The organism is Streptomyces avidinii, assembly GCF_045161815.1.
In the GTDB taxonomy this organism is placed as follows: domain Bacteria; phylum Actinomycetota; class Actinomycetes; order Streptomycetales; family Streptomycetaceae; genus Streptomyces; species Streptomyces avidinii.
In genome coordinates this window covers 8,749,099-8,775,499 of sequence record NZ_CP108863.1, presented here as the reverse complement: position 1 = coordinate 8,775,499, position 26,401 = coordinate 8,749,099, and the positions used below count along the sequence as shown (strand labels likewise).

25 protein-coding genes and 1 pseudogene are annotated in these 26,401 nt (G+C 70.6%); 12 read left to right on the top strand and 14 right to left on the bottom strand.

The features are described 5' to 3' along the window. Nucleotides 1-16 precede the first annotated feature (16 nt). On the top strand, nucleotides 17-886 hold the full coding sequence (locus OG373_RS39970) for a glycosyltransferase family 2 protein (protein ID WP_405443817.1): 870 nt from the start codon (nucleotides 17-19) through the stop codon (nucleotides 884-886). Between the two features lie 1,669 nt (nucleotides 887-2,555). Then, entirely contained in the window at nucleotides 2,556-2,726 is a 171-nt protein-coding gene (locus tag OG373_RS39965; RefSeq protein ID WP_405443816.1) for a hypothetical protein, read from the top strand. Between the two features lie 228 nt (nucleotides 2,727-2,954). Here the strand turns inward: OG373_RS39965 and OG373_RS39960 are convergent, their stop codons facing one another. Continuing rightward, nucleotides 2,955-3,296: a DUF5713 family protein gene (locus OG373_RS39960; protein ID WP_405443815.1), complete on the bottom strand. Its 342-nt coding sequence runs from the start codon at nucleotides 3,294-3,296 to the stop codon at nucleotides 2,955-2,957. Between the two features lie 367 nt (nucleotides 3,297-3,663). Between OG373_RS39960 and OG373_RS39955 the strand changes: the two genes are divergently transcribed. Next, nucleotides 3,664-4,182, top strand: a complete 519-nt coding sequence (locus OG373_RS39955) for an allene oxide cyclase barrel-like domain-containing protein (RefSeq protein WP_405443814.1) — start codon at nucleotides 3,664-3,666, stop codon at nucleotides 4,180-4,182. 114 nt (nucleotides 4,183-4,296) lie between these two features. Here OG373_RS39955 and OG373_RS39950 read toward each other — a convergent pair. Both OG373_RS39950 and OG373_RS39945 read right to left on the bottom strand, forming a co-directional pair. Then, nucleotides 4,297-4,848: pseudogene (locus tag OG373_RS39950) on the bottom strand (Scr1 family TA system antitoxin-like transcriptional regulator); the annotation flags it as partial. 80 nt (nucleotides 4,849-4,928) lie between these two features. Then, nucleotides 4,929-5,609: a MerR family transcriptional regulator gene (locus tag OG373_RS39945; RefSeq protein WP_397739134.1), complete on the bottom strand. Its 681-nt coding sequence runs from the start codon at nucleotides 5,607-5,609 to the stop codon at nucleotides 4,929-4,931. Nucleotides 5,610-5,742: 133 nt separating this feature from the next. On the opposite strand from OG373_RS39945, the gene OG373_RS39940 reads away from it, so the two are divergent. Next, entirely contained in the window at nucleotides 5,743-7,092 is a 1,350-nt protein-coding gene (locus tag OG373_RS39940; protein ID WP_405443813.1) for a YhgE/Pip domain-containing protein, read from the top strand. Here OG373_RS39940 and OG373_RS39935 read toward each other — a convergent pair. Then, nucleotides 6,981-7,613 carry a transposase family protein gene (locus tag OG373_RS39935; protein ID WP_405443812.1) on the bottom strand — a complete coding sequence of 211 codons (633 nt, stop codon included), beginning with the start codon at nucleotides 7,611-7,613 and terminating at the stop codon, nucleotides 6,981-6,983. The two genes, OG373_RS39940 and OG373_RS39935, sit on opposite strands and share 112 nt — an antisense overlap. A 359-nt stretch (nucleotides 7,614-7,972) precedes the next feature. Here OG373_RS39935 and OG373_RS39930 point away from each other — a divergent pair, with 359 nt between their 5' ends. Further along, complete coding sequence (locus OG373_RS39930; RefSeq protein WP_397739140.1) at nucleotides 7,973-8,200, top strand: hypothetical protein; 228 nt, start codon at nucleotides 7,973-7,975, stop codon at nucleotides 8,198-8,200. Nucleotides 8,201-8,215: 15 nt separating this feature from the next. Then, nucleotides 8,216-8,590: a fic family toxin-antitoxin system, toxin component gene (locus OG373_RS39925; protein ID WP_405444375.1), complete on the top strand. Its 375-nt coding sequence runs from the start codon at nucleotides 8,216-8,218 to the stop codon at nucleotides 8,588-8,590. 251 nt (nucleotides 8,591-8,841) lie between these two features. Here OG373_RS39925 and OG373_RS39920 read toward each other — a convergent pair whose 3' ends face one another. Continuing rightward, the gene (locus tag OG373_RS39920; protein ID WP_405443810.1) at nucleotides 8,842-9,177 is read right to left on the bottom strand and encodes a hypothetical protein; all 336 of its coding nucleotides are present in this window, start codon (nucleotides 9,175-9,177) and stop codon (nucleotides 8,842-8,844) included. A 517-nt stretch (nucleotides 9,178-9,694) separates the two neighbouring features. After that, nucleotides 9,695-9,838 carry a hypothetical protein gene (locus tag OG373_RS39915; RefSeq protein ID WP_405443808.1) on the bottom strand — a complete coding sequence of 48 codons (144 nt, stop codon included), beginning with the start codon at nucleotides 9,836-9,838 and terminating at the stop codon, nucleotides 9,695-9,697. Between the two features lie 399 nt (nucleotides 9,839-10,237). Between OG373_RS39915 and OG373_RS39910 the strand changes: the two genes are divergently transcribed. Continuing rightward, complete coding sequence (locus OG373_RS39910) at nucleotides 10,238-11,296, top strand: M4 family metallopeptidase (RefSeq protein ID WP_405443806.1); 1,059 nt, start codon at nucleotides 10,238-10,240, stop codon at nucleotides 11,294-11,296. A 279-nt stretch (nucleotides 11,297-11,575) separates the two neighbouring features. Continuing rightward, entirely contained in the window at nucleotides 11,576-13,081 is a 1,506-nt protein-coding gene (locus OG373_RS39905; protein ID WP_405444374.1) for a M4 family metallopeptidase, read from the top strand. Between the two features lie 879 nt (nucleotides 13,082-13,960). Here the strand turns inward: OG373_RS39905 and OG373_RS39900 are convergent. From OG373_RS39900 to OG373_RS39890, 3 genes are all read right to left on the bottom strand, one after another. Next, nucleotides 13,961-14,803, bottom strand: a complete 843-nt coding sequence (locus tag OG373_RS39900; protein ID WP_405443804.1) for a hypothetical protein — start codon at nucleotides 14,801-14,803, stop codon at nucleotides 13,961-13,963. Nucleotides 14,804-14,857: 54 nt separating this feature from the next. Next, nucleotides 14,858-15,514 (bottom strand): flavin reductase family protein, encoded by a 657-nt coding sequence (locus tag OG373_RS39895; RefSeq protein WP_397739150.1) that lies wholly within the window; start codon nucleotides 15,512-15,514, stop codon nucleotides 14,858-14,860. 184 nt (nucleotides 15,515-15,698) lie between these two features. Further along, nucleotides 15,699-16,247: a GNAT family N-acetyltransferase gene (locus tag OG373_RS39890; protein ID WP_405443802.1), complete on the bottom strand. Its 549-nt coding sequence runs from the start codon at nucleotides 16,245-16,247 to the stop codon at nucleotides 15,699-15,701. Between the two features lie 149 nt (nucleotides 16,248-16,396). Between OG373_RS39890 and OG373_RS39885 the strand changes: the two genes are divergently transcribed. Further along, nucleotides 16,397-16,822 (top strand): hypothetical protein, encoded by a 426-nt coding sequence (locus OG373_RS39885; protein WP_405443800.1) that lies wholly within the window; start codon nucleotides 16,397-16,399, stop codon nucleotides 16,820-16,822. 115 nt (nucleotides 16,823-16,937) lie between these two features. Here OG373_RS39885 and OG373_RS39880 read toward each other — a convergent pair whose 3' ends face one another. After that, on the bottom strand, nucleotides 16,938-17,942 hold the full coding sequence (locus OG373_RS39880) for a hypothetical protein (protein ID WP_405443799.1): 1,005 nt from the start codon (nucleotides 17,940-17,942) through the stop codon (nucleotides 16,938-16,940). A 148-nt stretch (nucleotides 17,943-18,090) separates the two neighbouring features. On the opposite strand from OG373_RS39880, the gene OG373_RS39875 reads away from it, so the two are divergent. Next, nucleotides 18,091-18,705 carry a hypothetical protein gene (locus OG373_RS39875; RefSeq protein WP_405443797.1) on the top strand — a complete coding sequence of 205 codons (615 nt, stop codon included), beginning with the start codon at nucleotides 18,091-18,093 and terminating at the stop codon, nucleotides 18,703-18,705. Between the two features lie 77 nt (nucleotides 18,706-18,782). Here OG373_RS39875 and OG373_RS39870 read toward each other — a convergent pair whose 3' ends face one another. After that, complete coding sequence (locus OG373_RS39870) at nucleotides 18,783-19,649, bottom strand: alpha/beta fold hydrolase (protein WP_405443795.1); 867 nt, start codon at nucleotides 19,647-19,649, stop codon at nucleotides 18,783-18,785. A 168-nt stretch (nucleotides 19,650-19,817) separates the two neighbouring features. On the opposite strand from OG373_RS39870, the gene OG373_RS39865 reads away from it, so the two are divergent. Further along, nucleotides 19,818-21,245 (top strand): NUDIX domain-containing protein, encoded by a 1,428-nt coding sequence (locus OG373_RS39865; protein ID WP_405443794.1) that lies wholly within the window; start codon nucleotides 19,818-19,820, stop codon nucleotides 21,243-21,245. A gap of 40 nt (nucleotides 21,246-21,285) precedes the next feature. Here OG373_RS39865 and OG373_RS39860 read toward each other — a convergent pair whose 3' ends face one another. The 3 genes from OG373_RS39860 to OG373_RS39850 are packed head-to-tail and all read right to left on the bottom strand — an operon-like array spanning nucleotide 21,286 to nucleotide 24,937. After that, complete coding sequence (locus tag OG373_RS39860; RefSeq protein WP_405444372.1) at nucleotides 21,286-23,649, bottom strand: FtsX-like permease family protein; 2,364 nt, start codon at nucleotides 23,647-23,649, stop codon at nucleotides 21,286-21,288. A 2-nt stretch (nucleotides 23,650-23,651) separates the two neighbouring features. Next, a complete protein-coding gene (locus OG373_RS39855) occupies nucleotides 23,652-24,434 on the bottom strand; it encodes an ABC transporter ATP-binding protein (RefSeq protein ID WP_397739162.1) in 783 nt (260 codons plus the stop codon). Then, complete coding sequence (locus tag OG373_RS39850; protein ID WP_030389516.1) at nucleotides 24,431-24,937, bottom strand: PadR family transcriptional regulator; 507 nt, start codon at nucleotides 24,935-24,937, stop codon at nucleotides 24,431-24,433. The genes OG373_RS39855 and OG373_RS39850 overlap by 4 nt, the downstream gene beginning before the upstream one ends. A gap of 168 nt (nucleotides 24,938-25,105) precedes the next feature. On the opposite strand from OG373_RS39850, the gene OG373_RS39845 reads away from it, so the two are divergent. After that, entirely contained in the window at nucleotides 25,106-26,401 is a 1,296-nt protein-coding gene (locus OG373_RS39845; RefSeq protein WP_405443792.1) for an ABC transporter substrate-binding protein, read from the top strand.

Here is a 26,401-nt window from a genome sequence, read left to right as displayed (position 1 = left end):
AGGAACAGACAGCAGAATGCCGAAGATCGGGGTTGTGGTCCTGACCATGGGCGACCGGCCCGCGGAACTGGGAGCCCTGCTGGCCTCCGTGACCGCTCAAGAAGGCGATCCTGCAACCGTCGTGGTGCTCGGCCAGGGCGTGAAACTCCCACCCCTCCCGGACGATGTCGACGGTGTGGAGCTGCCGGAGAATCTGGGCATCCCCGGCGGCCGGAACGCCGGCGTGGACCGGCTGCGCAAGCTGGGCGGCGTGGACGTCGTGGTGGTCCTGGACGACGACGGCCTGCTCCCCCGCACCGACACCTTCCAACTCATCCGGGAAGCCTTCGCCGACAGGCCGCGCCTGGGTGTCGCGGGCTTCCGCATCGCGGACGAGACCGGAGCGAGCCAGCGCAGGCACGTCCCCCGTCTGGGTGGCAAGAACCCGCTGGTGTCCGGGCCGGTGACCACCTTCCTCGGCGGCGGCCACGCCATCCGCATGAGCGTCATCGACGAGGTCGGCGACTTCCCCACCCAATTCTTCTACGCCCACGAGGAGACCGATTTCGCCTGGCGGGCCCTGGACGCCGACTGGGAGATCGACTACCGGGCGGACATGGTGCTGCAACACCCCCGCACCGAGGCATCCCGGCACACGGTGTACTACCGCAACACCGCCCGCAACCGCGTCTGGCTGGCCAAACGCCACCTGCCCGCCATCCTGATCCCGGTCTACCTCGCAACCTGGGCCGCGTACACGCTGGTGCAGCGGCCCCCGCTGTCCGGCCTCACGGCCTGGTGGGCCGGCTTCATCGAAGGCCTCCGGGTGCCGTGCCCGCCGAGGCGGCCCATGCGGTGGCGGACGGTATGGAAGATGACCCGACTGGGCCGCCCTCCGGTGATCTGACACCACGACCGCCACCCGTTGTTCTGTGCTCCCCGCGCCCTCAGGCTGTCACTCCGTCCCTCCCATGGCCGGGCCCAGCTGGATCTCACACCACTGTGCCGAGCGGCTGCGGGGGATCACCCGAAATCTCGGAGCGCTTCACGCAGAGCCAGATGGAACAGTTCCCATTCGTGTCTACCAGGGCTTTGATCTCACCGCTTTTCCCCATGCTCGGCAGCTTCGGAGAGGAAGTAACCGCATCGAATTTCACCCTATGTGGATTCAGTCGAATCTGGCCAGCCCTCTTCGACTCGAATACAGCGGCACTCGTCTTATTGGCTTTCGTGGTCGCGGTGAGACCGTGGCCTTGGAGGCGCACGAAAACACCACCCGCTCCAGTGGACGAGCTGGCCGTGGCAGTCAGCCCAGGTCCCAAGGATCCGCCTTCGAATACACCGCCTGCTCCCGAAGAGCTTTTGCCGAACACACCAGGTGCTCCGCCGTCGAACGTGTCGGGAGGCTCTCCTGCACCTGAAATCCCTTCGATGGCGATTCCGTTGCCCGTCACGCCCCTGACCGCTGGGCCTTCCGCGACCTCGACATTCACTGGGCCGTCAGACATAGGTGTGACCCTTCCCCATTCGCATGACTCAGCGACTCAAGTACCGCACCCCTGCACCGGAGTGGCAATCCAGCGTCAGCCATACCAGCACAGTGCCGGCCTGCTGGCCGCCGGGATCAGAGAGTCTCGGAATTGGTGACGGCCGCTTGCTGCAGCGGAGGACAAGACCGCCGCTGCCGGCCCGGGTGGCGCGCTGTCTCCCGGCTGCGTCGGAGGCGGCAAGGTGGGACGGTGGAAAGGCGGTCGCCGTCGGGCGTACCGAACCGCCGGGGGAGTTGGTACAGCCTTGGACGCCCCCCTGTGAGGATATTTGGGGTGTCGCTTCGGGCAGTGGCCTGACTCGCGATACGACTGGCCCTGGTGCCTTGAGTTCGATCTGTCGGCCACTGCTCGAGGTGGTACTCGCTGCTGCCGGGCAGGGGCCGTGTCCCGATAGGGGCCGTCGCGACAGGCACCGTCACAGTCTTGACCGCTCCCGGCCCGGCGACGGCCACCGGTTCCCGAGGCGATCAGGAGACAGGCGACCTTGACCAGCAATCACGCAGTCCACCGCCCCGTGTCACGTTCCGGCGGACACCGAGGACGTCCTGCTCGGCGTGGATACGCATCAAAGACGTCCACGCCGCAGCCGGCATCACTGTGCTCTGCGCCGCCGTGGGCGGTCGCAGCTTCCCCGCGACCGCCCACGGCTACCGGCAACTCCGCGACTGGGAACGGCCATTCGGCGTCCTGCGGCGGGCCGGCGTCGAGTGCACCGGCTCTTACGGAGCCGCTCTGACCAGTCACCTGCGTGCCGAGGGCATCGAGGTGACCGAGGTCAACCAGCCGACAAGGCCGCCCGACGCCGTCACGGCAAGACCGATGCCATCGACACCGAGGCCGCAGCCCGCCCGTGCTGACTGATCAAGTCCAGGACCCAGGTGATCAACCAGCTCAAGAGCATCCTGGTCTCAGCGGACTCGGCCCTCCGCGAGTCGTTCGCCGGGCTGAGCAACCCGCACCTGTTCAAGCGGTGCGCCAACCTCGACCCCTCATGTGAGGGGGCCGGCCGGGGCCGCTCGTCACACCTTGCGGCTGCTGGCCCGCCGCATCCGGCACCTGCCCGAGGAGATCGACGACCTCAACAAGCGGATAGCCGAGGCCGTCGAAGTCAGTACGCCCGCCCTGCTGGAAGTCCGCGGAGTCTCAGCCGTCTGCGCTGGGACGACCGCACCCGCGACTACCTGCAACGACGTCTGACCGAGGGCAAGACACGCCGCGAGATCATCCGCTGCCTCAAACGCTACGTCGCACGAGAGATCTACCGACTTCTCGTCTCCGCGCCCACTCCGGCTGACCAGACAGGAACCGCCGGCGCCGCTACTTGACGTCCATAGGGACATCAAGCTCGCCGTCCGCTATGAGGCGACCGTCCTGGTCGCAGTCCTTACGAATGGCTTTGACCGGAGCCGGCCTTCCCGTCCTCGTTCACCAGTCCCGGCCGGCGGTCAGCTCCTCCCCATCCGCGTTCGTGAACCCGTATGCCGACGCGACGAGACGGAACTCGTCACAGATCCACTCACGCGCAACCGTCTCGATCCCGCTCCCGGCCGCCACGAACTCCCTGTCCAGCAGGTTGAACTCCTCCGTCGCAGCCTGGGTGAGTGCATACACGCTCGCCAGGTCCGACGGCTGCTCTGCCTCAATGCACTCGCACAGCCGCAACAGGATCGCCTCCCCCTGGCCGACCAGGTGATCAGGGAAGTACGAGTCGTCGTACAACTCCCTCAGGAACGCGTGTCCCGCTACCTGCTGGTTTGTGATCGGCATGGCACTTCCCTACCTCCGCGAAAGCTGACGCGCCGATCATGCACAGCACCACTGACAACGCCCCCCATGAATGCCAGACCCCACGCGACCATGACTTTCACAACAGGCCCTAATACTCCAGCCTTAGATCGCGATTTTGCTGGTTGAGAGCGTCTCGGGCATGCGACGGCCACCAGTGATCATCGGCCCCGCGCGACTTGTCCGGTCGGGCGGGCCGTCTCACGTCCCGGGTTGGTCCGATTGGTCGGATCTGCCGGTGGGTCGTGCCGGGGCGTCCCGGGCGGCGGCAGAGCCGAGGCTATGAATGAAATCGCATGACCGTTTCATCACCGGACCCTCCATGAGCGTCAACATCAGGAGCCACACGATGCGCCCCATCAGATCGGCCTGTCTCGGAACGGCCACTGCGCTGGTCACCCTCCTCGCCTGCGCCCCTCTCGCGGCCGCCGCGACGGACAACGATTCCGCTCGTGACAAGGGCAAACACCAGGTCATCACACTCATCGGCCGGCTCGCGGAGCAGACGCGCTTCCCCGTCAACCCCGGCGGTCCGGCCGCCCAGGGTGACCGGACCGTCGTCCGCTCGATCCTCTCCGACCAGGCCGGCAACCAGGTCGGCGAGACCGGCGGCTTCTGCACCACCACCCGGGCGGCGCTGCCGGGGGACAGCGGCGGAGCGGAGGAGTGCGTCGTGACCTACACCCTCCCGGACGGCCAGCTCACCGTGCAGGGGATGTACTTCGGCATCCTCAACCCGGGCCCTCCCCCCTCCTTCGACAACGCGATCACCGGCGGCACCGGGAAATACGACCGGGCTCGTGGCTCGGTCCACGCCGACACGATCGGTACGGGCACGAGGCGCTTCACGATCGACCTCTACCTCTGACCGACCCTGCCCCCGCCCGGTGAGAAGGCCGGACCGTCCACGGAACGGCCCACCAGCTCGATCGGTCCCACTGGCGACGCTGCCACCAGGCTCGTTCCCGGGGGCGGTGCTCGCTCACGCCTTGCAGGGAGGCGGGGTCGGGGTCAGTCCGTCGAGTGCCGCGGCCGACGGGACTCGGCCCCGGCCGCCACCGCACGATGCCGGAACGCAGGAATACCGCCTGGCGTCGGGTCGGGTTTCCTTGCGGCACTTCGTTCGACGGCGATCACGCCGGCCGGACAGCGATGCGGTGTCCGGCAGCCCGTGGGCGGCGCGGGTGATGAAGGTGCGGGTGTGCTCCGGGCTCAGGGCCCCGGCTCCGCAGGTGGTCGAACAGGGCGCCGTAGTGCCAAACGTCGGATCGTTTCGCCAGGTAGAGGTCACTGGTGAAGCGCTCCAGATACACCATCCCCGTTGGGCTCCCGCACTGTGCGGGAGCGCCTGCACGGTGATGTGCGGCTGCTCGCCGAGGCGGTTCAGGTGGTCGAGTTGTTCGCGCATGATCTCGCGGCTGCCGACCACACTGCGCAGTGCCGATTCGTCCAGCACGACCCAAAAGCGGAAAGGCCGGGCCGGGTGGTGGACGCGAGACTGGCGACCCAGCCGCACTACGGCCGGACGTACGGCCTGCGGCGGGCTGCCACACGGCGCTTGGGCTCGTCGGGGGCAGGCCTTGGTTCCCGGCGTGGCCGCCCTTCGTACCGGCGCTAACGTGGCGCCGCGTACTCACCGCCGCCCCCGCCGCCCCCCGCGACTCGGCGCCTGACCTGGTCCTCCTGGGCGAGACGCCGCAGCAGCTCGAACACCGGGGCGCAGATCGCGAGGACGACGACCGCCCGCTCGGCCAGCGACACCGGGTCGTCGATGTCGGCCGCGCGCTCCAGGTCCAGCAGAGCCACCTGCTCTGCCAGCCGCGCGTAGGCGGCGAGCTCCCCCGGGGCGTACTGCGCGTCCAGCCTCCGCAATTCCTTCAGCGCCGTCGTCAGCGCCTTCACGTGCGGTGACGTACCCGGCGCCTGCCAGTCCAGGGCCGCGAGCAGCTCCGCCACCTCGGCTCCGGCGGCCGCCTCACCCTCGGCCTCCTCGCCAGGGTCTGCGTCGTGCAGGGACGCGACCGGCACCGGGAGCGCGTAGCTGACCGCGCCGAGGGCGCCCTCGGCGCTGTGGGCCTGGTCGACGGCCCCGAGCACGTCGCGGGTAGCGGCGATGGACAGGCCGCCGAGCGTGGTCAGCGCCTTGATGAGCCGCAGCCGCTGCACGTGCTCCTCCCCGTACTCGGCCAGGGTCGCGGCCGTCGCCCGCCCTGCGGGCAGGAGACCCTGCCGCAGGAAGTACTTGATGCTGGCGACCGGCACGCCGGTCCGCCGGCTGAGCTCCGAGATCTTCATGCGGCTTCCCTCCCGGTCGTACGGCCCGGTACTCGGCATCGACGATTGGACACCACAACAAGATACTGCCACTATCCAGTAGCTGGATACTTCAAGTATCCAGTTTCACGAATGCAGCCGCACCGGAGAATCGATGCCTCAGCCCACGCCGCCCCCCTCCGTGCTCCGCCGACCTCAGCTGTGGATCGGAACGGGGCTCATCGCCGCAGTGGTCTCGATGCTGTTCGCCCTGCTCTACGTCGGCGGCAACGTCAACCCCAGGGGCAACCTGCGCGACCTGCCCGTGGCCGTGGTCAACGCCGACCGCGGCGCCGACGCGGGCGGCCGCCATGTCAACATCGGCGAGCAGGTCGTCTCCGGGATCCAGCAGGCGGCCAAGGGCGACAGGAGCATCGACTGGCAGTTCGTGAACCGCGAGGAAGCCGACAAGCGGTTGGGCAAGGGCAAGGTCTTCGGCGCCCTCGTCATCCCCGACGACTTCTCGGCCACGGTGACCGGGCTCGCCGCCCCGCAGCCCGCCCCCCAGGGCAAGGCAACCCAGCCGACCCTGACCGTGCTGACCAACCAGGCCGCCGGCAGCATCGGTTCCTCCATGGCATCGCAGGCCGCGCAGAAGGCCGCCCACGCTGCCTCCGCCAAGCTCGGCCAGGAACTGCTCAAGCAGGCCGGAGCCCAGAAGACCCCCCTCCCGACGGCCGCCCAGCTCAAGCTGGCCGACCCGGTGACCGTTTCCGTCGCCGACGGCCACCCCGTCGGACCCCGCAGCGCCATGGGCCTGAGCGCCTTCTACTACGCGCTGGTCCTGGTCGTCTGCGGCATGCTCGGCGCCAACGTGGTCAACTCCCAGGTCGACACCGCGCTCGGCTACCTGCACACCGACTTCGGTCCCTTCCGCAAGCGCGAACCCGTCCAGCACACCAGCCGCGTCCGCACTCTGGCCATCGGCATGGCGCTCATGCTCGGTCTGTCACTGGTCATGGGCACCCTGGTCGAGGTCGCCACGGTCGGCATCCTCGACATGGACGCCTCCCACCTGGACCAGCTGTGGCTCTACTCGGTCGCCACCATCGCGGTCGTCGGCATCGGCAGCCTGGCCCTGTTCGCCGCCTTCGGCACCCCCGGCATGCTGCTCGCCACCATCGTCTTCGTCGCGATGGCCGTCCCCTCCTCCGGCGCCACCGTGCCCGTCCAGGCACTGCCCGGGTTCTTCCGCGCCCTCGCCCAGTTCGAACCGCTGCGCCAGATCACCGAGGGGCTCCGCTCCCTGCTCTACTACGGGGCCCAGGCCGACGCGGGCCTGACCCGGGCGTGGGCATCGATGGGCGTCGCCCTCGTCGCAGCGCTGATCTTCGGCTTCACGATCACCCACCTCTACGACCGCAGGGGGCTGCACCGCATCCCCCGTCCCGAGGCCGAGATCGAGGTCGAGATCCCCGCCCGGACCCCGGAGGCCCCCGAGAGCCCTGCGCCGGCCACAGCCTGAGCCCCCTCGGCCCGCCCGCTCTCGCCGTCTGCGCCCTGCCCGCTCCTCTCCCCCGCACCGACAGCACACTCCGCGCCCGCAGGGCCAGTCCGTAACTGCCGGGCGTGGGTAATGTCGGCACAGCTTGCCGGATGGGCCGGACCACAGAACAGGCTCCTGCCGCTGGCGTCGGTAAGAACCATGGCCTTGACGGCGTTCTGCTTGTTCTTGCCGGAGATGAACTTCTCCCGGTCCTTGCAGCCGACGGCGGGCCTGAGAACCCGGATCTCGGTGCCGTCGATGATGTCGGCCGCGATGGTGCAGCCGCGGGTTTCGAGCAGTGGCCGCACGTCGCCGATCGCCCGGGTGATCGTGGAACGGTCGACGCCGAACCAGCACGCCGGCTCGTCGTGAGTGACACCGTGGCGAAGGTGGACGAGCGTGGCCAGGAGCCGGTCGATGAAGGCCAAGGACGGTCGACGTGACCGTCTGGTCGAAGCAGAAGTTGGCCGCGATCTTGGCCCACCGCAGCGAAGCTGCACGGGAACGGTCCCTTCCCCGAATCCTGGCCCGCCTGTCAGCCCCGGCACGGGAGTCGATCAACGCGCCGGAGTTCTACACCCGTCTCGATGCCGCGCCTGGGCCCGTTGGACAGCGACAGCTCACCGTGTGACATGCCACCGGGGCACCTCTGATCAATGGGCCGGTGCACCGGAGTTGCTCCCCGCCGACGCGCCTGCTGCCCTGGCTGCCGCGATCGTCCGTGCGAAGCTGGGGTGCTCCGCAGTCAGGGCTGGGTCAGGCATATCCCCGTGGTCCGGGTGATCGCGGGGAGATCACCCGGGACCTCGCCGCGACCGTTCCCCTGCCGGACAGCGCGCCTGACCGCTACGGTGGTGGCATGGCTCGGGAAATCCGTATTGAGATCAGCGACGAGAAGTACGCGCAGCTGGAGCGTGCCGCGGCGGAGAAGCGGCTGCCGGCCGAGGCGTACGTCGGCGAGGTGCTGGACGCCGACCTGACCCGAGGCCGTTTCGTGGAGGGCGCGCGGTCCTTCATCGGCCAGCACGCAGAGGGCTTTGCCCAGCACTTCGGCGGCCCGGCCGACCACAGCGCCACTGCGGCCTGAGCCCGCGGCATGGGCATGTTCCTGCAGATCGATCTGGCCTGGCTGCTCGACATCGCGCATCAGGAGCTCCCCGGCGACCCTGAGGTCGTGGACTGGGGAGCCCTTGAAGCCGCCCGGGCACGGCACGGCTTCCGTGTAATGGACACACAGCCGGTCTACGGCCAGCCCCACCACCGGGCTGCTGCGCTGCTGCAGCAGCTCGTACGCGTCCCGGCGCTGGAGCACTCTAACGAGCTGTTCGCGGCGGCGGTGGCTGCTGCGTATCTGAATGCTTCCGGGCTGCCGGTCAACGTGACGACCAAGGAGGCCGTCGACCTCGTCGAGCGGGTGGCTGGCGGCCAGGTCGATGTCCGGGAGATCGCGTCTTCCCTTAAGAACTGGACGCGCTAGGCCGTCTCTTTCGGATCTTGTCGGCCGAGCCCGCGGCGTCCAGTGCCGTGGATCGCAAGGCGGAGGGTCGTCCTTGTACTGGACGTACCGGGGCGGGCCCGACAACGCGGCGAGGTGCGGTGCCGGGCGTCGCGGGCCCGGCAAGATCCGAAAGAGACGGCCTAGTGCCCTGACCACATGGGTTCGCCCCGTTGAGCCCTCGCGGGATGATCGCGTCATGAGTGACATCGTGTTGATGTCTGACCTGAAGGTCACCGCCATGCCCGTTTCGGAGTGCGGTGAGCGTCTCGTGGACGTTCGCGCCGCCGGTTCGCCAGTGGTCGATGCACCACCGCCGTCAGCAGAGCCGTCTTGCGCGGTTCCGGTGCCTGCTCGATGGTCGGCGCCTTGCTCGGCTGCCCGCACCGGGCCAGCGTGTTCAGCCGGTTCACCGGCACCCGCGACAGGTTCACCCTGCCCAGGCGGAACGCGGAGACGTACAGTCGCCGCTCCGCCTCGTGCGGCCTCCGGCACCTGCCGGGCCAGACCGCGACGCCCGGCAGCAGCACCTGGTGCCGGCGCAGCCGCGTCACCGCGTGGTTGAACAACGCCACCGGCCCCTCGGCGTGCGTCCACGCCCTGCCGTACAGGTACGTCCTGAACTCCCGCGGTCCGGTCGCCGTACTCCCGGTACCCGAACCGCCAACGGATCTCCTGCGCGTGGTCGTAGGGCGTCATCCGCCGCTCCGGGTACGACTTCACCTACGTGGTGTCCTCGGTGCCGAGCTGCCCGGCCAGGTAGTCCACGACCTCTCACGGCACCGGCCGGCGGATCGTCCCCGAGGAACGTGTCGATGTAGGGGACGGTGCCGATCTGCAACGCCATCCCGGCCGATGCCCGTCCGACCGTCGCAACGCGACCAGATCCCGGCAGTCGTCGTCCAGGAAGAAGAACCGCTACAACTCCGGGCGCGTGGGCACCTCGCCGAAGGCCCTGTAGGCAGCGGCTTGCTCGTCACTCAGAAATTCCACCGGCACAGCCGGACCGTGGCGAGCCCCCCGCACATCGAGCTTCTCCGAAGGCTCCCGCCAGGGCATTCCCTCTGGTAGCAGCCATGATCATTCTCAACGCCACCTGTACCGCACGTACTCACACCCGCTCTCCCGGCCCAGCTCCTCGGCGCGGTCCTCGGGCATGTCCTCGCGGGCCAGGTCGGCGGTCAGCCGGAAGGGCCTGACGTGGACGTTGGAGCGGCACGTGCTCTCCACGCGCGGAGCGGCACAGGTGCAGCGCCGGCGTCCTCCCGGCCGCCGGGCGTGGCCGGCATCAGGAGTTCGGGGCGGAGGTGCACTCCCCCCTCCTGCGCCCGCTCCCACCACCTCCACGCGCCGAGGCCCGGCGCGCGGGTACCTGGGCGTTGCGGAGGATACGGACACCGCCGCGGCATAGGCGGCCGCGGCCCCGCAGGGCTCTCACCGGGCCCGCACGACGGCAACGCGGAGGGGAGCGGGGCGATCGATTGCCCTGCCTGAATGGCGCTGTGTGCGGCGGAACTTCCCGAAACGCGGGCCTGGCGCGGGCCGGGTGTCGTGCGCAAGGATCACGGCCGCACCCCGCCCTTCCGTGTCTCTTCCCCGGCACGACGCGTCCCTCACAGGAGGATATCCATGTCCCGCCGCACACCCCGCGGTCTGAACGCCGTGGCCACCGCCACGGCCACCGCCGCCCTGACCCTGGTCGCCCTGACCGGACCGGCCTCGGCGTCCGGGTCCGCGCCGGCAGCAGCGCTGCCCCAGGCCCGCATCTTCATGGTCAACCCCGTTCAGTCCTCGGGGGATCAGACTTTGACCGACGCCAAGGACTCTGCCGACGGCGTGCCCGCCTCGGCCTACACCACGGCCGTGCTGCGCAACCTGGACGCCAGCGGCCGGCTGTCGGGCAAGTGGGCGTACGTCAGATCGGACACCGGCGCCTCGGCGAAACCCGCGGACGCGACCGCATACAACCGCACCGACGACCAGTTCGAGCAGGTCATGGCCTACTTCTGGGTCAATGAGACCCAGGAGTACCTGCAAGGGCTGGGCTTCGGCACCGAACTGCCCGGGGTCAACGACCGGGCCCAGCCGGTCCGCATCAACCAGTGGGGCGCGGACAATTCCTTCTTCTCGGACAAGAAGAGCGAGATCCGCTTCGGCAAGGGCGGTGTCGACGACGCCGAGGACGCGGAGGTGATCATCCACGAGTACGGCCACGCGGTGCACAACGCGCAGGTCCCCGGCTTCGGCACCTCTCCCGAGGCCGGCGCGATAGGCGAGGCCTTCGGTGACTACCTCGCCGTCGAGGTCGGCGCCCACGCGGACGCCGTGTACGGCTGGCCGCGGCGGGCCGATCTGGCCTGCGTCGCCGACTGGGACGCGGCCTCCTACAGCGACGCCCCGCACTGCCTGCGCCGCATCGACGGGAACAAGGTGTACGCCGACCTGGAGGGCGAGGTCCACGCGGACGGGGAGATCTGGTCCCGCGCCCTCTTCGACATCCGCAACGCCCTGGGCGCCCGGACCGCCGACCGCATCATCGTCAACGCCCAGTTCGGTTTCGCGCCGGACACGTCCTTCAAGGATGCGGCTCTGACGACGGTTTCGACCGCCCAGCGGATGTACGGCGCGAGCGCCGCGGACGCGGTGCGCGCCGCGTTCAAGGCCCGGCAGATCCCCGGTATCCAGTAACGGCGGGCCGCTTCCCCGGACTCGGTGAACACCGCGTCCGGGGAAGCGGAATGTTCCATTTTTGGTCGCTCAGCGAACATCGCTCCCCTCTCTCCGGACAACAGCTGGTCAAATTCTTGTTGCATACCTGTCAATCCACCGCTCCTTCCTGGCAATCTCAACCGCCTGCCCCCCACGGCAATTGAAGGAGCACGAGTGACCCTCCCCACATCCTCATCCCGCGCCCCCCGCAGCCGCACCCGAGTGCTGCGCGCCGCCGCCGTCGTCGCCTCGGCGGCTATGGTCGCGATCTCCGTCCAGAGCGGATCCGCCAACGCCTCGGCCGAGCGCGAGGCAGGAGCCACCGCTCTCGCCCTCACCGCCGACGCGCGCGTCCAGGCGATCACCGCGGCCCAGAACACGGCGGCCGACACCGCGCGGGCCATCGGCCTGGCCGACGAGGAGCGCCTCGTGGCCCGCGATGTGATCAAGGACGCCGACGGCACGGTGCACACCCGCTACGAGCGCACGTACGCCGGGCTGCCGGTCCTCGGCGGAGATCTGGTGGTCCACCAGAAGAAGGACGGCAGCCGCAGGACCACCAAGGGCATCGAGGCCCGAATAGCCCCGGCCGCCGCCCGCTCCTCCCTCAAGGCCGCGCCCGCCGGTGCCCGCCAGGTCGTGTGGGCCGCGAGCGGCAAGCCGGTCTTCGCCTACGAGGCCGTCGTCACCGGCACCCAGCACGACGGAACCCCCAGCGAGCGCCACGTGATCACGGACGCCGCCACCGGCGCCGAGCTGTACTCCTACGAGGCCATCGACACCGGCACCGGCACGAGCCAGTACTCCGGCTCCGTCACGCTGGACACCACGCAGAGCGGGGCGTCCTACAGCCTGACCGACGGCGTCCGCGGCGGCCACAAGACCTACGACCTGAACGGCGGCACCACCGGCACCGGAAGCCTGTTCACCGACGCCGACGACAAGTGGGGCGACGGGCTGCCGTCGAACCGCCAGACGGCCGCCGCCGACGCCCACTACGGCGCTGCGGTGACCTGGGACTTCTACAAGTCCGAATTCGGCCGCAACGGCATCGCCGGGGACGGCAAGGCCGCCTACTCCCGCGTCCACTACGGCAACGCCTACGTCAACGCCTTCTGGTCCGACGCCTGCTTCTGCATGACCTACGGCGACGGCGCCGCCAACCAGAAGCCGCTCACCTCCCTGGACGTCGCCGGCCACGAGATGAGCCACGGCCTGACCGCCGCCACGGCCAAGCTGAACTACAGCCGCGAGTCGGGTGGCCTCAACGAGGCCACCAGCGACATCTTCGGCACGTCGGTGGAGTTCTTCGCCAACAACTCGGCCGACGTCGGCGACTACCTCATCGGCGAGAAGATCGACATCCGCGGCAACGGCACGCCGCTGCGCTACATGGACAAGCCCAGCAAGGACGGCGCCTCGGCCGACTACTGGTCCAAGACCGTGGGCCGGCTCGACGTGCACAACTCCTCGGGCGTGGCCAACCACTTCTTCTACCTGCTCTCTGAGGGCAGCGGCGCGAAGACGGTCAACGGGGTCTCGTACGACTCGCCCACCTACGACGGTTCGACGGTGACCGGGATCGGCCGGACCAAGGCCTACAAGATCTGGTACAAGGCGCTCTCGACCTACATGACGTCGACCACCAACTACGCGGGGGCGCGCACCGCGACCCTGCAGGCGACGGCCGACCTGTACGGATCGACCAGCGTGGAGTACCAGCAGGTGGCGGCCGCCTGGAAGGCCGTCAACGTCAACGGCTGAGCCGGCTCCTGAGCGGTACCTCGCCCCGGTCGTGCCGGCCAGCGGGACCGCGATCACGGCCGCCGCACCGGCCCGACTCCGAATCGGCGGGCGGCGACGCAGGTCGTGGACCTCGTCCTCACAGAGGACTGCGCATACATGGACGCCCCGCCGGATGCCGTGGAGATCGAGATCGTCACGCCCCTGGCGGCGGTCAGCCGGGCCCTGGATGAGGCGCACGCCGAACGAACTGAGGGCGGCAGTGGGGTTGGTTGTTCCTGTCATGCGCTCTTCCCGTGGCACGCGAGATGCGAGGAGACCTCGCCGAGGCGGTCACCGAACTCCGCTCCAGCCTCCGGAGTACCGTGCCCGCAAGTCTTCGGCCAGGCTCCTCGGGGGTAGGCCCACGGCTCAGGCTGGGCGAGAATGCGTGCATGACGACTTGAAGAGCACCGGCCGGGCGGCACTACTGGCGCAAGGTCGGGACCTGGGACACGGTCCCTGACGGGGACCGGCGAGTGTGCGCCGCGTGCGGGACGCCCGTCCGCTCCTACCAGTACCGCTTCTATCCGCCGGAGTCCACGCTGTTCGAGCGCTGCATCGGGCTCGCCTGGTGTTCGGGGTGCCGGATCTACTGGGGAAGCATGGTGTACGTCTCCCGCGAGCAAGTCCTCGTCGACGCCCTCGTTTCGCTCCCCTGCGAACAACGAGAACGGATCGCGCGGTCGGAAACACGGTTGATCCAGTTCTTGGACCGTCAGCGCCGGGGCAGCGGAGGCTAGGGGCCCTCTTGCGTTCCTTGACGGGGTACGGCATCGATTCGGTCGCGTGTCCGGGACGTCGTGACGTCGGGGAACCGGCCGCTGCGGCATGTCCCGTCGGGGCCGACGGGCAGACCGTCTAAGGCCGTTCGAAGAACTGGAGCACACCGCCGATCGAGAAGCTCAGGGCGCCGGTCAGTGTCGCCCAGTTGGCGATACCGACGCTGACCAGGTCGCCGGTGCCGGGGCGGGTGAAGGCGGCCACCGCCGAGATCATGAAGAGCAGCGAACCGAACTGGTTCACCGCGACGATCCACCACCCGAGGCTGCGCGAACGGAAGCAGATCCGGGAGCGATGGCAGATCTCGACGAACGCGAGATGCCCCGAGATGAGGAACAGTACGCACCCGATCACGTCGGGGGTCCAGATCAGCCGGTTGACCTGCTGGACGGTGAGGCCCTGCAGGAAGGAGTCCAGCAGGTTGATGCCGAACACCAGCGTCCCGACGAACAGGACGAACGTGCTCAGCCAGTCCAGCCGCATCGGCTCGTACCCCCACCACCTCCAGTCGGCCGTGCCGAGGAACCGGCCTTCCGGGGCGTTGCGGGGCGCGTTCAGTACCTGCAGGAGCGAGACGTAGCCCCCGGTGTTGAAGAACAGCCCCCCGGCGAAGTAGACGCAGGCACTCTGGAACGGATCACCCCCACCGAACTGGGCGATGGCCGCGCCGAGCGCGAAGAGCGCCCCGCCGATGGCGAACGCGCTGGCGGCGATGGCGTTGATCCTGCGCAGACGGCGCAACGACTCCGGACCTGCGGGCGAGGGCCGGTCGGCCGTATCCCCCGGGCCACGGACGGACAGTGTGCCGCGCCTGCGCGCCAGGCGCGAGTCCCAGACCACCGTCTCGCCTTCGGGGCGCTGCCAGGTGAGCCGGGTGGTGAACGGTCCTGCGCCTTCGACACGCTGCTCGGGCTGTCCCACGTCCTGAGCCTAGTGTCGAGGGCGGCTTCGGACGGTGAGCGAAACGTACCCCCTTCACGTTCCCGTGACCGTCGCCGCAGCCGCTGTCGTTGCCCGGTGCGGCATGTTCCAGCCTGTGGCGAGCTTCGACGGACGGAGGCTGCTTCCGCCTCCGAAGAACTCACAGAACTTCATGATCAGCGGGTCCCAGCCGAACGGGTCCACGTAGTGAGTCCCGGGGATGACCAGCTCCTCCTCGACATGGGCGCGCAGCACCTCGACCTGAAAGGCCGTGGCGTCCGGATCGTGGCCGCCGAAGGGGTGAGCGGAGACCAGCCTGCACTCCAGCTGGACGGGGCACTCCGCGACCCTGGGGGCCCGTACCAGGTCCGATGCCTGCTCGGTCAGCCGCGCGGCCGCGAACTTGTCCGGCTCGTACCGGTAGCCCTGCTTCGCCTTGTAGTCGGGCATGTCCGGCTTCCCGGTGGTGAGCGCGATCCGGTCGACGGCATCGGCCATCGCCGACGAGGGCAGGTTGAGTACGCACTCGCCCTCCCGCAGCAGGTTCGCTGTCGTCCGGGCGTTGTTGCCCAGCCCGAGCATGCAGAACTGCCCGAGCCACCACGCGGAGGACATCGGCGCCAGGTTCGCCGTCCCGTCCTCGTTGCGTGAGCTGATCAACACCACCGGAGTTCCGAAGTACAGGACCTTGAGCCCGGGGACCACATGCATCTGCTGCGCCTTTCGCGGTGTGTCGGTCAAAGGGACGCGCTCGCGATCAGGAACGCGAGCCGTCACCGACTCTCTCGTAGGCGGGCACGGTCTGGCTGGCGGGAATACGACCTCGCGTTCGGCGGTGGATCAGCTGCCGGTGATCCACCGCCGGACGAGGCATCGAGGTATCCGGCCGCCGAGCTCAACCGGACGGCGTGACCGGTGACCGCACGCCGAACCACTGCTCGGCGCCGTACTCCTCGAACCGCTCCACCTCCGTGAACCCCAGTTTCGCCGCGAGGCGCATCGCGCGGTCGTTGGCGGTCCGGGTGCAGAGGACCACCGGCTCGCCGGGGAGCGCGTCGGCGAACCAGTCGAGGGCCGCTGCGCACGCTTCGGCGGCGTACCCGCGTCCCCATGCCTCCGGCAGGAACATGTAGCCGAGTTCGGCCTCTGCGGCATCGGGACGGACGTGCCCCGGACGCTCCGGGTCGCGCCGATCGAGCGTGATCATGCCGATCATCGCTCCTCCGGCATCGACCACGAAGAAGCCGGGGCGCCGACCGGGCACCTCGGGCACTGCGCGTTCGAGCTCGTCACGCGGCCGGGGGCCGCCGATGTAGGTGCCCACCTCCGGCGACGCGAACAGCTCGATGAACGCCGCACGGTCCCGGGCCTCGGACTCGCGGAGGAGGAGCCGTTCGGTCCGTAACGGGGCAGGTGGCCAGGCCACAGGTCCAAGTTCGATCATGATGGCCAACCTATCGCAGGCCCGCGGGAGTGTGTCCCTGTATCAACTGCCCAACGGATTGCGGGACTTCTGGTTCGCCGGCCCGTCGCCGACACGGACCTGCCGAAAGTCGCTTGGTCCGCTTGTCGGACACGCCTACCCTCTGGCCCATGATCCGGACGAGGCAGGGCGAGTTGCGCAGCTATCAGGTGGGACCGGTGCGCGCGGAGCTCCGCGCGCTGACGGTGAGCGACGACCGTGAAGGCATGCTCGAAGGGACGCCGCACCTGCACCGCCGCTTTCGCCTGATGAGCATCGAGAAGGCGATGGCGCGGACGCCGCATCTGTATGTGCACGATCTCGACCGCATCCGAGCCGATGCGGAGAAGCGGGTCGAGGAGTGGCTGCCGCGCGAGGCGGTTCAAGCTCGACTGACGTCATGGTGGACGCCCGAGGACGTGGCAGCGCATGGGCATACGGAGCTCTCGGTGATGTGGTTCCAAACGGCCGCACACGATCCCTTTGCCCACCTGGCCACGATCGTGCGTCCCCTGGACTGGACTTCACTTGCCCAGTTTGTCCCGTTCGAGGAGTAGATACGTAGGGGATGTGCGGCTCACAGCCATTCGTTGATGGCCGCTCGGCTGCAGCAAGCCGATCGACTTCGGGTGCGCGGCCGGACGGATGCCGGCGCGGCCGTACGACGAAGGGTCAGCCCCAGGGGTCCTGGTCGATGACTCCTGGTGGGGCGTCGTTCAGCATCTGGTCGAGGGTGCGGGCGAGGCCCTGCGCGTCGTCCACGTGCGCGATCCACCGGACGCCGTCGAGGACGCCGGCCGGATCAGCGGTGGCGACGAGAGCGTCGAGCATTCCGCGCAGGTCGTCCGGAACGGGGTCGTCCACGAGGCAGAGCCAGGCGAGCGCTGCGGCCACCCGGACGTCCGCGGGCTGTGCCGGGTCGAGCCACAGGGAACGGGCCCAGGCCGCGGCGCGGAGGTCTGCGTGCTCGCGGGCGAGTTCGGCGACGGCCAGGACGAGGCTCGCGCGGCCCCCGGGAGTCTCCTCGACGGCCAGGCGGGCGCGGAGGGCGTCCGAGATCCGGTCGGCTTCGCCGGTGGCTGTGGCCAGGGCGTAGCAGGCGGAGGTGCGGACCTCGGGGTCCGGGTCGTGGAGGAGCGGGAGGAGCAGGTCGACGTCGGCGGTGAGGGCGTTGCGCGACGCCTCGGTGGACCAGTTCATCGCGTAGCCGGAGCAGTCGTGGAGCAGGTCCTGCGTGGCCACTTGGAGGAAGGTGCCGCGGGTGCCGTACCCCCAGTGCGCGCGGCGGGCCGCCGCGGTGGCCAGGCCGAGTGTTTCCGCGCGGTGGTGCGCGGTCGGGTCGGCTGCGACGCGGAGGAGGAACGGCACGGCCAGCGGGGCCGCGGAGCCGACCGTGCCCTGGTGGACCAGGCTGCCCCACAGCTGACCGAGCGCGTTGCCCGCGGCCGTGACGTCCGGGGAGCGCAGCCGGGCCAGGCGTTCGGATACGTCGTCGGCCGGGCCGTAGGCGTGCCCGAAGCGGCTCCAGGGCACTTCGTCGAGGCGGAACCCGTCCTTGACTGCCTGCGGCATGCTCGCGATCACCGCGCGCACGTCGAGTGGAGTCCCTTCGTACGGCTCGAGCCCGTTCCTGCGCACCTGCTCGTGATCGAACACCAGCTCTCCAGCCCCCGTCACACGCCTCCCCTTCCCCTCTGGTCCCCTTCTACCACGGGTTCAGTGTTCGAAGATCGAGCACCCGAAACCGAGCCGGGTCGAGTGACGAGCGGGCCAGGCATTCGGGTCGTTCCGGCATGGTGCCTGGCCGACGGAGCGGTGTGCCGAGATGCTGGGGCTGAACGAGGCAGGAGAAACCGTGGACGAACCCAGCATCCAGGGTGCCCGGAGCTCGGCGCCCACCGGTACGAGCCGTGGTGTTGCCGGCCAGCCCGGGGTCATCGGCATTGCGCTCGGGGCGGTGCTGACAGCCGTACTCGCGCAGGGTTCGTGGCAGTGGTTCGCCACGTACATCGGCGTGACCCTTCTTACCGTGCTCTTCACCCTCTACCCGCTTCCCCAGTGGACGCCCACGCCCGGCCTCCGATCTGTCTACGTGGGCAACCTGGTGGCGTATTCGCTGGTCGTCGGCCTGTGCGTGGCGATCACTCTGGCCCCCGTGCTGCAGCGCTGGTCGTGGCTGTTCCCGATGCCGGGGACGCGCGCCAGGTGTCCCGCCCTGGGCAGGTACGAGAGCCTCCGGACCGAGGCGGCGCTGGCGAACCTGGCCGGTCGCGACGCTACCGCCCTGGCACGCGCTCAGGAGGTCCAGAGCCATATCGCCGTTGCGGACTGCCTGTCCGCCACCACGACGCTGTGGTTGCCGGTCTACGCGGCCGGGGCGGCCCTGCTGGTGGGGCTGGGTGCCTATTTCGTCGATCGGATGCGGGCAAGGAACGCATAGCCCTGGTCCGTAGCCACCAGCGGTGGCCGCCTCCGCAGTGATCAAGGCACCGTGCCCGGGCGGCGAACCCGTCGACCTCAGGAAGCCCCGTCGTCTGTGCCGGTGTGGTCGAGGATCGCGGCGACGATCGTCGGCCAGTCGGCTCGTTCGACCCCGTGGCCGGCGTCCGCCAGAGCCAACAGCCCGGCGGCCGGGATCTGTTCCGCGAGTGCCTCGCCGTGGCGGAGCGGGAACATCGGGTCGGCCGTCCCGTGGATCACCAGCGTGGGCACCGCGATCGAGGACAGGGATGCCCGCGGGGGCTCGCCGTCCGGAAGGGAGTCGTGGTTGCGCGCCGCGCCGAAGTCGTCGGCGCGCTCGACGTCGCGGCGTACCAGGCCGCGGGCGGCGGTCTCGTCGAAGGGGCGCCGGCCACCTGCGAGGACGCGCGCGTAGGCGACCTGATGGTCGATCACCGACTCGGCATCCGCCCAGTCCACATGCGCGGTCGAGACGAACCGCATGAACTCCTCGGTCGGCGCGGGCAGGTCGTGGTCGCGGTCGCCGGGCACGGCGGAGGACGTGCTGATCAGTACGAGGGACAGGACGCGCCGGGCGTGGTCCAGTGCGAGCAGCTGCGCGAGCGCCCCTCCGGCGGATACGCCCACGACATGAGCGGCCGGGATCCCGTGGGCGTCGAGCACGCGGACGGCGTCGTCGACCAGGTCCGCGCCGCTGTATCCGGGGCGGCCCGGCTCGTACGTGACCGATCTACCGGTGTCGCGGTGGTCGTAGCGGATCACGAAGCGGCGGCCGCCCTCGGCGAGCATCCGGCAGAAGTCCTCCTCCCACCAGAGCATCGAAGCCCCCGTCCCCATGATGAGCAGTACGGGCGGATCCGACGGGTCGCCGAAGGATTCGGTGCAGAGTCTGATGCCTTCCGTCTCGATCATGCGCTCAGCCATCGTCGTCGCCTCGCCTCGACTCGCCTCTCTTCACCTCTTCCTGCCCATGGTGCCCGGGTGTGCAGGAATCGGTGGCGCGGACGTGCCTGCCGGGGGAATCGTGGTGCGGTGTACCGGTCGCCCCGGTCATCGGGCCCCGCCCACCGGTACGCCGACGATCGGAGTCACATGCCCCTGCTCGAACCGGTGGTCCACGGCGGCCCCCGGCACACCGTGCCGGTCGACGTCCACCTCGTCCTGCGCCGCGACGGCGGATCCGGCCCCGAGGTGTTGTTGTCGCGCCGGGCCGGGCCGGTGTACGCCGCCGGGTTGTGGCACCTGCCCTCCGGGCATCTGGAACCGGGCGAGGACATGGTCGAGGGGGTGATCCGCGAAGCCCGTGAGGAGACCGGCGTCGTCATCGCGGCCGCGGATGTGGCCGCCGCGGTCACGGTCCATCATCGGCCTCCCCAGGGTGCCGGCTCGCGGATCGGTGTCCTCTTCGAGGTACGGCGATGGTCGGGAGCGCCCCGGGTGCTGGAGCCGGACCGGTGCGACGGGATGGGCTGGTACCCGCTGGACGGTCTGCCGGATCCGATGGTGGCGTACTGCCGGGCCGGCCTGGACGCCTACCGCGCCGGTCTGCCCGCCGCCGTGCACTTCCAGCAGCCCGGCGACCCCGTCGCGTACGCGGCGGACGCTGTCGACCGCACGCGTCTCGTGGCGGGGCCGCCGCCCGCGGTCGGGGTGGGGTTGCCGCCCCGGCTGCGGGAGTTCGCCGAGTGCGCCGTCGGCCGGATCGCGGAGGCGGCCGACGCCTCCTGGGCCCGCGCCGGCAGCCGGGTATGGCGCCTCACCGGTTCCGGCGGCGGCATCTGGTACCTCAAGCAGCACCGCGGGCCGGCCTGCCACGACCGGGAGGTGGCCGCGTACCGCGCATGGGTGCCCGTGCTCGGGCGCGGGGCTCCCCGGCTCGTCGCGGCCGACCCGGCGGCGCGGGCCGTCGTCGTCACCGCGCTGGCGGGCCGGTCACCGCACGGGGCGGTCCTGGACGCCGCGGCCGAGGTCCGCCTCCACCGGGAGCTGGGCCGCCTGGCCTCCGTCCTGCACCGCTCGTCCCCGGAGCGGCCCGCCGGACCGTCCACCGCCGCGGGCACGGTGAAGCGTCACCTGGAGGAGGCCCGGCCCTACCTGGCCGCCGGGGACGAGGAGCTGGTCCTCGGCCTGGTCCGCGCCTACGAGGACCTCCCTCGGCCCGTGCTGGTGCCCACGCACGGGGACCTCCAGTACCGCAACGTGCTCCTGGGAGACGACGGCGAGGTGGCGCTGTTCGACTTCGAGCGGTCGGAGTACGCCACCGCAACCCGCGACATGGTGCGCCTGAGCGACACCTGGACCGGCCGGCCCGACCTGCGTACGGCCTTCCTCGACGGGTACGGCAGGGCGCTCACGCCCGCCGAGGGACTCCGGCAGGACTGCGAGGCCGCCTTCGACGCGGTCTCCGGAATCGCCTACGGCGCCGGCCACCAGGACCCCGAGGTCGCGGAACGCGGCCACCGCACCCTGCTGCGGCTCCACGCCGCCCACCGCCCGGAGTCCGGAGCTTGGAACCCGTAAGCCCATAGCCCGGAGCCCATGGCCCGGAGCCCGGAGCCCCTCAGAGGGTTTCGCTCAGCGAGTCGGCCAGTCGGCGCCGGGCGGCGCGTGCCGCCGGTAGTGCCGCCGCCACCACCGCGCCCAGCACGGACCCGATGATCACGGTCGCCATCACCGGCAGAGGAGGCAGCTGGGCGATGCCCGCGCCGATGCCGCTCGACGCGCCCTGGGTGTCGACCAGCCATCTCCCGGACAGCAGTCCCAGGGCCGTGCCGGCCACGGCGGACGCCAGTGCGGTCAGTCCGGCGGCGGTCACGATCATCGAGCCGATCTGCCGTGGCGTCAGCCCCATCGCCTTCAGTGCGAGCAGGTCTCGGCCCCGGTCGCGGACACCCGTACTGATCAATGTCAGCAGTTCGGTCAGGCCGATCAGGGCCAGGACCGCGATCAGGGCGGCGATCACTCCGCGCGCCGGTTCCAGCCGGTCGACCGGGTTCGGTGTCTCCCGGACCTCCAGCGTTCCTCCCGCCGTCCCGGCCAGCGCGGCGCCGACCGCCCGGGGGTCCGCGCCCTCGCGCAGCACCAGGGCGTGGAAGTCGGAGCGCAGTTCCGGGTCGCGCTCGCGCAGTGCGTCGATGGTCGTGGTGATCACCCGGCCGCCGGACTCGGGTTCGATGGTGCGGCCGACGACGTGCAGGATCTGCGGCCGTCCCTCGACGGTCATCCGGACCCACGCGCCGACCCGCACCCCGAGGAGGTCGAGCAGCCCCTGCCCCGCCACCGCCTCGTCGGGACCGCTGACGGCACGTCCTTCCACCACCTCGGAGGGGTAAGGGTCCCGGGCGGTACCCAGCCCTCGGAGCGTGATCGTTCCGGTCTGCCCCGGCACGAGCGCCGCCATCTCGGCCCCCGGGTGGACGCTGGCGACGTCCGGGACGGCCGCGAGGGCCCTCTCCAGTTCTGCTTCGGACGACGCGGCCGGCTGTCCGGCCCGTACGGTCAGTGCCGCGGGCAGTCCCATCTGTGCGGGGCGGCTGCGGAACTGGTCCAGCGTCGACCAGGCGACGAGCGCGACGGTGATGAGGAGCAGCGGCAGGGCGAGCCGGGCCACGGGGACGAGGGTCCGGCCGCGCCGCGGGAAGGCCGCGCGCCACCCCAGGACCAGGGCGGGGGGCACGCGTACGCCGAGGGCGCGCCGGCCGAGCGCGGTCATCGGGGCGGCGGACGGCTGTGCGGCGCGGGCCACGGGCACGGGCGGGACCCGTCCGGCACGCCAGGCCGAGAGTCCGGTCGCGGCCGCGATCAGCAGCACCGCTCCGCAGGGGACGCCGATCATGAGTGCGGTGTGGCCGGGCAGGTCCTGCCAGACCGCTGCCGCCTCGCCGATCCGTCCGGGTATCCGGGCGCCCAGCAGGGCGATCGCCGCCGTGCCGAGGGCCACGCCGAGGAGTGCGAAGGCCAGGTGCTGGACGAGGAAGCCGCGGGCCACCTGGCCGGGGGTGAAGCCGACGGCCTTGAGGATCGCGATGTCCCTGAGCTGGCCGCGGACCCGGGCTCCGATGGCTCCGGCGGCGGCGAGCGCCGCCGCGAGCAGCGCACCGAGCCCGAAGACGGCGAACATCTGCCCGAGCAGCCGGTCGTCGCCGCCCGCCTCGGCGCGTGCCTGCTGCCACTTGGTGACCTGGGCGACCCGGTCGGCCCCGAGGACGGTCACGGCGCGCTGGACGGTGAAGTCGGTGTCGTCCGGGTCGGCCAGGCGCAGGCCCACGCTCTGCCCGGTGTCTCCGTGGGCGATCCCGTCGAGGGTGCCGGACAGCACCCAGCCGATGCCGGGGCCGCCGCCCGGGTGGTAGCGGGGTTCGGCCGCCTCGGCGATCCCGGTCACCCGCAGTGCGTGCGGGGCGCCGTCCGGGCCGGTGACCCGGATCGTGTCGCCCGGTTCCGCCCATAGCGCCCGCGCGACCGAGGCCTCCAGTACGACGGCCCCGTTCCCGGTACCGGCCCCGGCACCCGCCCCGGCGTCGGCGCTGCTCCCCGCCTCGTCGGGCCCGGTGAGCCAGTTGCCGGCGGTGACGAGCGGCCGCCCGGTCTCCGGGGGCGCCGCCTCGGCCGCTCGCAGCGTCACCCCGACGCGGGCGCCGCGCGACTCGACCGTCGTCGCCGCCGTGCGGTAGGGGCCGGAGAGGGCGGCGACCCCCTCCACGCGGGACAGGGCCGCCATGTCCGCCCCGGCGCGGGTGTGCAGCCAGATGTGCGCGCCGTGGGACTGGTTGAAGACGCGCTGCCAGGGGTTCGCGGCGTAGCTGAACAGCGCGCCGGCGAGCAGGAGCGAGGCGATGATCCCGGCGCTGGCCAGCACGACGAAGAGGGCTTCGCCCCGGTGTGCGCGGAAGTCGGCGTGTGCCCAGCGCAGGGTGGCCCGCACGGTCACCGCTTCGGTTCCGGTTCCAGGTCCAGTACGCCCGAGACGCCTCGGGCGGGCGGGCGGTGTCCGCCGCCCAGGTGCGCGTCGTCGGCTATCCGCCCGTCGAAGAAGCTGATGACACGGTCGGCGGCGCTGGCCATCCGGGCGTCATGGGTGACCATCATGATCGTCTGGCCGCGCTGGTGGAAGCGGGAGAGCAGCCGCAGCACCTCGCGGGTGCCCTTGCTGTCGAGGCTGCCGGCCGGTTCGTCCGCGAGCAGCAGCGCGGGGTGGTTGACCAGGGCGCGGGCGAGCGCGACGCGCTGCTGTTCGCCGCCGGACAGTTCGCCGGGCATGGACCGTTCCCGGCCTTCGAGGCCGAGGTCGGCGAGCAGTTCGGCCCGGGATGCTCGGGCGGCCTTCGGGGAGGCTCCGGCGAGCAGGGCGGGCAGTTCGACGTTGTCGGCGACGGTGAGGTTGGAGACCAGGTTGAAGAACTGGAAGACGACGCCGATGCTGCGCCGCCTGAGGACCGCCCAGCGGGCCTCGCGGTAGGTGTCGACGCGCTCGCCGCCGAGCCACAGCTTCCCGCTGTCGGGCCGCTGGAGGCCGCCTATCAGGTGCAGCAGTGTGGACTTGCCGGCTCCGGACGGTCCGGTGACCGCGACGAACTCGCCCGGCTGGACGGACAGGTCCACCCCGCGTACGGCGTGCACCGGTACGCCTTCGCCGTGGTGCGTCTTGGTCAGTCCCTCGGCCCGCACTATGGGCTCGCCGGGAGCGGCGGTGGTGGCGTCGTCGCTCATTCCAGCTCCTCCTGGCAGCGTTCCAGCCAGTCGAGGTCGGCCTGCAGGTGCAGCATCGCGCCCTCGATCAGCAGTTGGGAGATCTTGTTGTCGCGGTCCTCCGCCGCGGCCAGCTTGGACAGGTCCCGCATGGTGTTGAGGTACTGCCGCCGCTGCTTGTTGATCAGTGCGACCGGATCGGCCAGACCCGACTGCGGTGCGAGGGCGAGCTTCATGAAGAACTCGTCCCGTACCCGGGGCTCCTCGGCTGTTTCCTCGAACCAGGCCTGCACGGCCTCGCGCCCGGCGTCCGTCAGCCTGTACGTGCGCTTGTTGGGCCGTCCCGACTGCTCGACGTCCTCGCCCTCGATCAGGCCGCTCTTCTCCAGCCGGCCGAGGGTGACGTAGATCTGGCCGACGTTGGGCTGAGGGTACGCGGCGCCCAGGAGCTTCTCAAGGTCCTGCTTCAGCTCGTAACCGTGCGCAGGGCTACGGGTGAGGAGCGCAAGGAGCGCCAGCCGCACTCGCTCCCCCTCCTTCCCGCTCCGTAGTCAACGGTTCACTCGACAGCGGGCCGAGTTGCGCCGCCGTCCGTCTCGTCTGCCTGGGCGTCTAGTATCGCCCATGCCTAACGGGTATATATAGGCCACGATGGTCGGCGGCGCAGCCGGATCGTGCACTGGGAGGAATCTATGCGGTGGATGCGTGCCGCGGGTAGAGCTCTCCTGGTCGGGGCGGTCGTACTGGCGGGTTACACCGGTTTCGGCGTCCGGACCGACGCGGGAGCGGCCTCCGCGGCGTTCGGGACGGCTTCCGGGGACCGCGGGCCGCTGACGCTCGTGACGGCGGGCGATCTGACGGACTACCTCCCCCCGCTCCTCGACGACTGGAACGAGGCCCATCCCGACGAGCGGGTCACGCTCGTCGAGCTGCCCGACTCCGCGGACGAGACCCGGGCCCAGATGATCAGCGAACTGCGATCGGGCCGCGACCGGTTCGACGTGCTGAACATCGACGTCGCCTGGACGTCCGAGTTCGCCGCGGCCGGGTGGATCTCCCCCCTCCCGCGTGACCGCTTCCCGCTGGACGCCTTCCTGCGTCCGGTCGTCGACACCGCGACCTTCGAGGGCCGGCTGTACGCGGTCCCGTACGTCACCAACGCCGGGCTGCTGTACTACCGCAAGGACATCCTGGACCGGGCGGGCGAGGAACCACCGCGCACCTGGTCCGATCTGGTCCGCCAGGCGCGCACGATCGCCCCGCAGTACGGACTGGACGGTTACGCCGGCCAGTTCCTGCCGTACGAGGGGCTCACCGTCAACGTCACGGAGGCCGTGCACTCGGCGGGCGGATCGGTCCTGCGCGACGACGGTGCCCGGGTGAGCGTGGACTCCGACGCGGCGCGCGCCGGGCTGCGGTTCCTCGCGGACGGTGTACGGGACGGCTGGATCTCCCGCGACGCGCTCGGCTACAAGGAGGAGGAGTCGCGGCAGGCCTTCCAGGACGGCCGGCTGCTCTTCCTGCGGAACTGGCCCTATGTGTACGCGGACGCGAGCGCGGCGGGGTCGGAGATCGCGGGCAGGTTCGGTGCCGTACCACTGCCCGGACCCGACGGGCCCGGCACCAGTGTGCTGGGCGGGTCCAACCTCGCCGTGAGCAGCCATGCGCGGCATCCGGCATCGGCGGCCGACCTGATCTCGTACCTCACCAGTGAACGGGTCCAGCGGCAGGTACTCACCAAGGGCTCGCTGCCGCCGGTGCGCGCCGCACTGTACGAGGATCCCGAGCTGGTCCGCGCGTATCCGTACCTGCCCACGCTCCGCCAGAGCCTGCTGTCGGCGGTGCCGCGCCCCAAGAGCCCGCGCTACGACCAGGTGAGCCTGGCCGTGCAGGCGGTGGCGCAGGACGTGATGGCGCTGCGCCAGACGCCCGAGGAGGCGACGGCGCGGCTCGCGCGCGAGCTCGGGGCCATTTCCCGCAAGGGCTGA